This is a genomic window from Butyrivibrio sp., assembly GCF_017940685.1.
Taxonomy (GTDB): Bacteria; Bacillota; Clostridia; order Lachnospirales; family Lachnospiraceae; genus Butyrivibrio.
The window spans coordinates 1-8,124 of record NZ_JAGAYD010000184.1 but is presented as its reverse complement, the minus strand read 5'-3'; the positions used below and the strand labels follow the sequence as shown (position 1 = coordinate 8,124).

7 protein-coding genes are annotated in these 8,124 nt (G+C 45.8%); all 7 read left to right on the top strand.

The window, feature by feature from the left end; genetic code table 11:
• The first annotated feature begins 170 nt into the window (after window positions 1-170).
• A complete protein-coding gene (locus tag J6I68_RS11815; RefSeq protein ID WP_292220562.1) occupies window positions 171-2,570 on the top strand; it encodes an endonuclease MutS2 in 2,400 nt (799 codons plus the stop codon).
• A 9-nt stretch (window positions 2,571-2,579) separates the two neighbouring features.
• Complete coding sequence (locus tag J6I68_RS11810) at window positions 2,580-3,281, top strand: response regulator transcription factor (RefSeq protein WP_292205387.1); 702 nt, start codon at window positions 2,580-2,582, stop codon at window positions 3,279-3,281.
• Window positions 3,282-4,715 (top strand): HAMP domain-containing sensor histidine kinase, encoded by a 1,434-nt coding sequence (locus tag J6I68_RS11805; protein ID WP_292220561.1) that lies wholly within the window; start codon window positions 3,282-3,284, stop codon window positions 4,713-4,715.
• Window positions 4,716-5,213, top strand: coding sequence for a tRNA (uridine(34)/cytosine(34)/5-carboxymethylaminomethyluridine(34)-2'-O)-methyltransferase TrmL (gene trmL, locus J6I68_RS11800; RefSeq protein WP_292220560.1), 498 nt, complete (start codon window positions 4,716-4,718; stop codon window positions 5,211-5,213).
• 33 nt (window positions 5,214-5,246) lie between these two features.
• A complete protein-coding gene (gene rlmD, locus J6I68_RS11795; protein ID WP_292220559.1) occupies window positions 5,247-6,749 on the top strand; it encodes a 23S rRNA (uracil(1939)-C(5))-methyltransferase RlmD in 1,503 nt (500 codons plus the stop codon).
• Entirely contained in the window at window positions 6,739-7,296 is a 558-nt protein-coding gene (locus tag J6I68_RS11790; RefSeq protein WP_292220558.1) for a GNAT family N-acetyltransferase, read from the top strand. The genes rlmD and J6I68_RS11790 overlap by 11 nt, the downstream gene beginning before the upstream one ends.
• Window positions 7,297-7,425: 129 nt before the next feature.
• A partial coding sequence (locus tag J6I68_RS11785) for a helix-turn-helix transcriptional regulator (RefSeq protein ID WP_292220557.1) occupies window positions 7,426-8,124 on the top strand: 699 nt, incomplete at its 3' end.

Below are 8,124 nucleotides of genomic sequence, written 5' to 3'. Positions count from 1 at the left end.
TTGTTGTTTTCATCTGTGTTTGATGCCATTGGATCCCCCTTAGCCAAAAACATTACATACATTATAGTATAGCTTACTGGCTAAAACTAGACAAATACTAGTCATGGAGCGCTTTAAATGATAAACTGTAATTTGGATTATTAGGTATTTAGCAAGGCAGACGGTTTGACATGAATAAAAAAGCACTAAAGGTACTTGAGTACGACAAGATAATAGAGAGGCTTTCAGAACATGCAAGTTCAGAGCCTGGAAGGAAGATGTGTGGGAGCCTCCTTCCATCTTCAGATATAAGCGAGATCAGAGCCAATCAGAAAAAGACAGCTGACGCTATAGCAAGACTTTTTAAGAAAGGCTCTATTAGCTTTGGGGACAACAAGGATTTTGAGGGAACACTTAAGGCCCTTAAGATCGGAAGTTCCCTAGACATGGTATCCCTTCTTCAGCTGGCATCATTTCTTGAGAACGTGGGAAGGGTAAAGAACTACGGAAGACCAGGAAGGGAGCAGGAAGAGAGCGACTCGCTGACAGAATCTTTTTCTATGCTAGAGCCTCTTACTCCGGTTTCATCAGAGATAAAAAGATGCATTGTTTCAGAAGATGAGATGAGCTCCGAGGCGAGCCCTGCCCTTAAGCATATAAGGCGTGGCATCATGCTCACCAATGATCGCATCCACGACCAGCTTGGCAGGATGATAAACGGAAGCCTGCGGACTTACCTTCAGGACGCAGTTGTCACCATGAGAGGAGACAGATACTGCATCCCTGTTAAGGCTGAGTACAAGTCACAGATAAGCGGTATTGTTCACGATCAGTCATCGACCGGATCAACTCTTTTCATAGAGCCTGCTGCCATAGTTGAGCTAAACAACAAGCTTCGTGAGATGGCCCTTGAGGAGAAGGCAGAGATAGACAAGATCCTTATGCAGCTCAGCATCATGGCTTCTGAGCATGTGGAGGACATCAAGTATGACTCCGAGATCATGACAGATCTTGATTTTACCTTTGCCAAGGCGTCCTATGCCCTGGAGATAAAGGGAATGACTCCGGTATTTAACGAGCATCACGCTTTTGACCTTAAGAAGGCAAGACATCCTCTTATTGCAAAAGACAAGGTTGTGCCAATAGATGTTTATGGCGGACGTGATTTTGACATGCTCATTATCACAGGCCCTAACACCGGCGGAAAAACAGTAACACTTAAGACAGTGGGACTTCTTACAATAATGGGGCAGGCAGGCCTGGCGATCCCAGCAGGGGATAAGTCAGAGCTTGCAGTATTTGAAGAAGTATATGCAGATATAGGAGATGAGCAGAGTATTGAGCAGTCTCTTTCAACCTTCTCATCCCACATGACCAATACGGTGTCTATCCTTAAGCACGCAGACGAAAATTCGCTGTGCCTGTTTGATGAGCTTGGTGCAGGAACTGACCCAACTGAGGGTGCAGCTCTGGCTATTTCAATCCTGAATGAGCTCCATGAGAGAAGGATCAGGACTCTTGCCACAACTCACTACAGCGAGCTCAAGGTCTATGCCCTTAACACCAAGGGTGTTCAGAACGCCAGCTGCGAGTTTGATGTTGAGTCCTTAAAGCCAACCTACAGGCTCCTTATCGGACTTCCGGGAAAGAGTAACGCCTTTGCCATATCATCAAAGCTTGGACTTTCTGACAAGATCATAGAAGCTGCCAAGGAACAGATTGGCACTGACGACAAGAAATTTGAAGATCTTTTGGCTGACCTTGAGAGGAGCCGCAAGATTATAGAAAGCGAGCGCCTTGAGATCGAGCAGTACAAGAGAGAGGCAAAAGAGCTAAGACAGGAGCTTGAGAGAAAGACCGACAAGATAGATGCCCAGAAGGAAGAGATATTAAGAGCTGCCAACGAAGAGGCCAGAGAGATCCTTATGGAAGCCAAGACTGTAGCTGATGACACCATCAAGGCTTTCAGAAAGGCCGGACCATCAGCAACCATGCAGGATCTTGAAAGAGAAAGGACCAAACTTTCCCAGAAGATCTCTGACAAGAACAAGGCAGCAGCCAAGAAGGACAAGCCAAAAGAGACTCATCCAATATTAAAGGAATCTCAGCTTAAGCTCGGTGAGAGCGTAAAGATAGTGTCCATGGGCCTTAAAGGAACTATTTCAAGCAAGCCTGACAAGGACGGCAATCTCTTTGTCCAGTGCGGGATCATGAAGACCAAGGCAAACATAAGGGACCTTGTTCTTGTTGGAGATGAGGATCCCAAGGAAGCCATGAAGAAATTCTATGGAAGAAGCTCAGGCTCCGGATCTTCCGGCAAAATGGACCTTTCAAGGGCGGCCAGCATCAGAACTGAGATAAATCTTATCGGCAAGAATTCAGACGACGCAGTTGCAGCTCTTGATAAATATCTTGACGATGCATATATGTCACATCTTAACAATGTAAGAGTTGTCCATGGCAAGGGAACAGGAGCCCTTCGTCAGGCAGTACATCAGTATTTAAAGAGCGTTCCTTACGTCAAGTCATTTAAGCTTGGGGAATTTGGCGAGGGCGACGCAGGGGTTACAATAGTTACTTTCATAAAGTAAGGGGGAAAAATGGTTACTAAACAGAAGATCTTGATCGTAGACGATGACAATAACATCGCAGAGCTCATCTCACTCTATCTTGTGAAAGAGTGTTTTGAGACCAAAATATGTAATGACGGAGAGACAGCAATAAGCACCTTTGACAGCTTTAAGCCCAATCTGGTGCTCCTTGACCTGATGCTTCCTGGAATTGACGGATACCAGGTCTGCAGAGAGCTTAGGACCAAGTCCCAGACTCCTATTATCATGCTATCAGCCAAGGGCGAAGTCTTTGATAAGGTGCTTGGCCTTGAGATGGGGGCTGACGACTACATGGAGAAGCCCTTTGATTCAAAAGAGCTTGTAGCCAGGGTAAAGGCGGTCCTTAGGCGCTATAAGCCTCAGGCAGCAGAACCTTCAGAGTCAGACGATAAGGTTGTAAGATATCCTGATCTTGAGATCAACATGACCAACTACTCTGTTACCTATATGGGAGAGAGAGTTGACATGCCGCCCAAGGAACTTGAGCTTTTATATTTCCTTGCAGCTTCACCAAATCACGTATACACAAGAGAGCAGCTCCTTGATCAGATCTGGGGCTATGAGTATATCGGCGACACAAGGACAGTTGATGTCCACATCAAGCGCCTCAGGGAGAAATTAAGCGACCACGCCAACTGGCGTCTTGCTACCATCTGGGGTATAGGCTATAAATTCGAGGTACAGCAGTAAATGAAGCGAACTCTTTACATTAAGTTCCTGCTTGCATATCTGCTCTTTGGTATCTTTGGTTTCGTAGTGGTTGCCACCTTCGTTTATGGCATGACCTACGACAGACTTAAGCGTGACAAGGCAGAGAGCATGTACAAGATGGCAACGCAGATCGCCAACACCTATGCAGCGGATCTTTACAACTCAGAGACTTCCCTTGAGACAGTTCACGGGGAACTTACATCTCTTTCCATGTATATGGACGGGTCTCCCATCTGGATCGTCAACCCTTCAGGCCGACTTGTTCTTGATTCAGCAAGGCTTCTTGGACCGGCTGATGAAGTTGTGATCGAAGGGTTTGATCCGACAGTTACCGGAAGCTCCTACTACACTACAGGAACCTTCTGGGGCTCTTTTGGAAAAGAGATGCTGAGTGTCTTTGCGCCTATCACGGCCAACTACAAGGTCCAGGCTTATGTTGTCATACACACTTCTGTAGCCGGGATACAGGAAAAAGCCAACACTTTCCTTAATATTTCCTACCTAATGCTGATGGTTCTTTTCCTGCTGTCACTTATCATCCTGATCTTCTTTACGGAGCTGGTTTACGTGCCACTTCGAAAGATCACCACAGCGACGGAGCAGTATGCTGCGGGAAATATGGGCTATGAATTCTCCGTAGAATCAGAGGATGAGATGGGATACCTTGCTGCGTCACTTTCCTACATGGCAGGTGAGATCGCAAGGCAGGAGGATGACCAGAAGAAGTTCATTGCCAACGTATCCCACGATTTTAGGTCTCCCCTTACATCCATAAGGGGCTATCTTGTAGCCATGCAGGACGGAACAATTCCTCCTGAGATGTATGACCGCTATCTGGGCATAGTTATCAACGAAACCGACAGACTTACCAAGCTCACCAACGAGATGCTGACCCTTAACAACATGAGTACCAAGGGCATGCTTCTTGATAAGAGCGATTTTGATATAAACGCAGTTATCAGAAATGTCTCAGAATCCTTTGAGGGAACCTGCAGGGAGAAAAAAATTGCCATCGAGCTTGTGCTTACTGACGAGAAGATGTTTGTAAATGCCGACATGAGTAAGATCCAGCAGATTCTTTATAACCTTGTGGATAACGCCATCAAGTTCAGTCACCACGACTCATCCATCAAGATTGAGACCACAGAAAAACACAGCAAGGTCTTCGTTTCAGTCAAGGATTCCGGGATTGGAATCCCCAAGGAAGACCAGAAGCTTATCTTTGACAGGTTCTACAAATCAGACCTTTCAAGAGGTAAGGACAAGAAGGGAACAGGCCTTGGCCTTTCTATCGTAAAAGAAATCGTAAAAGCCCATGATGAAAACATAAATGTCATCAGTACTCCGGGGGTAGGAACAGAGTTTATCTTCTCTCTCCCCAAGGCAGCAGTCATGGACGCAGAGGACGAATAAATGCACATTATACTTCACCAGCCGGAGATTCCCCAAAACACCGGCAACATTGGAAGGACCTGTGTGGCTACAGGCACATCCCTTCACCTTATTGAGCCCCTTGGCTTTCGCATCAATGAAAAAGAGCTAAAGAGAGCCGGAATGGACTACTGGGACAAGCTTGATGTCACAAGGTACATAGACTACGAGGACTTTATGGCGCAGCACCCTGGGGCAAAGATCTGGTACGCCACCACCAAGGCAAAAAGGACTTACAGCGAAGTTTCTTTTTCCATGGACGATTACATCATGTTCGGAAAAGAGAGCGCGGGAATCCCTGAAGAGATCCTGGTGGACAATGAGGATACCTGCATAAGGATCCCAATGGGAGAGGACATCAGGTCGCTTAATCTTTCAAACTCAGTGGCAATAGTGCTGTATGAAGCTCTTAGGCAGAATAATTTTGCGGGCCTTGAGAAAGAGGGCGAACTTCACAGATTGAAATGGCGTAGCCAGTGACCATAGTTTTATTGTGAGTAAATGAGGTTTTATATGGGAAAAGAGAAATCCCTTGGTCAGTTTCAAAAGGATCAGATGCTGACAGTTGAAATTACAGATATAGGAAATGACGGAGAGGGCATAGGCAAAATTGATGGCTATACCCTCTTTATTAAAGATGCGGTAATTGGAGACAAGGTAAGGGCCAAGATCATGAAGGCGAAAAAGAATTACGCCTACGCCCATCTTGAGGAAGTTGTCCAAAAGTCGCCATTCAGGCAGGAAGCAAAATGCCCTATTGCCAGGCAGTGCGGCGGATGCCAGCTTCAGAACATGACCTACGAAAGGCAGCTTGAGTTTAAACAGAACAAGGTCCGTAACAACATCGTAAGACTTGGCGGGTTTGACGGTGAGTTTGTTGACTCAATTATGGAGCCTATCATCGGAATGGACGAGCCCTGGAGATACAGGAATAAAGCCCAGTATCCTATTGGCAGAAATAGAGATGGCAAGATTGTTGCAGGGTACTATGCGGGAAGAACCCACAGCATAATACCTGTAGATGACTGCCTTATTGGAGTTGCGGAGAATAAAGAGATCCTTGATATAGTTATAGCTCACATGGAGAAGTTTGGCGTTGCACCATACGATGAGGTAAGTGGTAAGGGCCTTGTAAGGCATGTGCTGATAAGGAAAGGATTTACCAGCGGTCAGATCATGGTGTGCCTTGTAATTAATTACAGAGGAAGAAAGAGTGGGTCCGCTGGCGTAGGGGAAAAGAGCGGCTTAGTAGAGTACATCCCTGGGCAGCAGGCTCTTTGCGATGCCCTTTCAAAAATACCAGGAATGACCAGCATCTCAGTCAGCATAAACACTGAAAAGACCAACGTGATCATGGGCCTTGAGATCCACACGATCTGGGGCGCTGATACCATCACTGACACTTTAAAGGGACTTGAATTTGAGATTTCACCACTTTCATTTTATCAGGTAAATCCCAGACAGACTGACAAGCTATACGGCCAGGCTATTGAATACGCCGCCCTTACAGGCGCAGAAACTGTATGGGACCTTTACTGCGGAATTGGAACTATAACCCTGTCCATGGCAGGAAGTGCCGGAAAGGTTTATGGAGTAGAGATCATTCCTGAAGCAATCGAGGACGCTAAAAACAACGCCAAAAACAACGGTATCAAAAATGCAGAGTTTTACTGTGGTAAGGCTGAAGAGGTTTTGCCTGAGTTTTATGAGAAAAAGAGAGTCAGCGCTGAGGGAAGCGCTCTGCCTGAGTCTGCACTTCACCCGGATGTCATCGTGGTTGACCCTCCTCGAAAAGGGTGCGACGAAAAGTGCATTGAGACCATGCTGAAAATGTCTCCATCCCGCATAGTATACGTCAGCTGCGACTCCGCAACCCTTGCCAGAGACCTTCGTATTTTATGCGACGGCGGCTACGAACTTAAAAAGGTCCGCCCCTGCGATATGTTCCCCTGGAGCGGCCATGTGGAGACTTGTTGTCTGCTTAGCAGGAAAGAGGTGATAATAGATGTTTTTTGAGGAAAAAGAGTATGTGCTTAAGGATAAGAGAATACTGCTGCGAAGTGCCAAAGCTGAGGATGCGCAGCTTTTAGTGGATTATCTGAAAACTGTATGCGGTGAAACAAGGTTCCTTCTTTGTGATCCGGATGAGATACAGTATACAGCCGAGTCAGAGGTGGGATTTATCAATGACAAAAATTCATCAGAAGACTCAATGTTGATTTTAGCCTTTGTCGACGGAGAATATGCTGGAAACTGCTCTTTTCAGCCTATAGGAAGTAGACGCAGGGCCAAGCACAGAACAGATATAGGAATTGCTCTTTATCAGAAGTATACAGGCTTTGGTCTTGGGCGGCTGATGCTAGAGCAGCTGCTTGGAAAGATCAAAGAACTTGGATATGAACAGGCAGAGCTTACAGTAGTCAGTGGCAACGACAGAGCATATCACCTTTATGAAAGTCTCGGATTCAAGGAATGCGGAAGGATACCAAATGCAAATAAGTATCAGGACGGAACTTATGCAGATGACATCCATATGGTGAAGAGAATGTTAATTTTAGAATAATTCAGTTGTCAAAGTACGGGGGTAATTTTCATTCCGGTTTTTGTACTATAGAGTGGAAAAATATTATAATAAACATGACATACAGTTGACATGTTTGATCTGATATGATTGCTACGGAGTGTGAGAGTTATGAAGATAGACAGACTGATCGGAATATTGTCAATCTTACTGCAGGAAGAAAAGACAACGGCGCCTGAACTTTCGGAGAGGTTTGAGGTATCCCGAAGAACGATAAACCGGGATATTGAAGATCTTTGCAGGGCAGGGATTCCCATTAGAACTGAGCAGGGTGCTGGCGGTGGCATAAGCATTATGGACGGATATCGTATGGATAGGACCATACTGACATCAAAGGATATGCAGATGATCCTCGCCGGTCTCCGCAGCCTGGACAGCGTCAGCGGAAGCAGCTATTATGGTCAGCTTATGGAAAAGATCCAGGCGGGATCCTCTGAGCTCATAACCGGTAGGGATTCCATACTGATCGATCTGTCATCATGGTATCGGGAATCGCTGGCTCCAAAGATAGAGACTATACAGGATGCAATCGGGCTTAAGAAGACCATCAGGTTTCATTATTATTCGCCGGGAGGGGATACAGAAAGAGAAATTGAGCCATATTATCTGATCTTCAAATGGACAAGCTGGTATGTCTATGGCTATTGTCTTTTGAAGAATGATTTCAGACTGTTTAAGCTGAACAGGATGGATGGTATCACTCATGTAGCGCCATTTAAGGAAAATCGGGAAGTTCCAATGCCGGATCTGTCAAACAAAAAGGTCTTTCCTCCAAAAGACAGAGTGAAGGCAGTGTTTGATCCTTCGATG

What these genes read in the sequence shown, in the direction of transcription:
- rlmD (WP_292220559.1), top strand. Translation starts at nt 5,247, where the DNA reads ATGGGAAAAGAGAAATCCCTTGGTCAGTTTCAAAAGGATCAGATGCTG.
- J6I68_RS11790 (WP_292220558.1), top strand. Translation starts at nt 6,739, where the DNA reads ATGTTTTTTGAGGAAAAAGAGTATGTGCTTAAGGATAAGAGAATACTG.
- trmL (WP_292220560.1), top strand. Translation starts at nt 4,716, where the DNA reads ATGCACATTATACTTCACCAGCCGGAGATTCCCCAAAACACCGGCAAC.
- J6I68_RS11805 (WP_292220561.1), top strand. Translation starts at nt 3,282, where the DNA reads ATGAAGCGAACTCTTTACATTAAGTTCCTGCTTGCATATCTGCTCTTT.
- J6I68_RS11815 (WP_292220562.1), top strand. Translation starts at nt 171, where the DNA reads ATGAATAAAAAAGCACTAAAGGTACTTGAGTACGACAAGATAATAGAG.
- J6I68_RS11810 (WP_292205387.1), top strand. Translation starts at nt 2,580, where the DNA reads ATGGTTACTAAACAGAAGATCTTGATCGTAGACGATGACAATAACATC.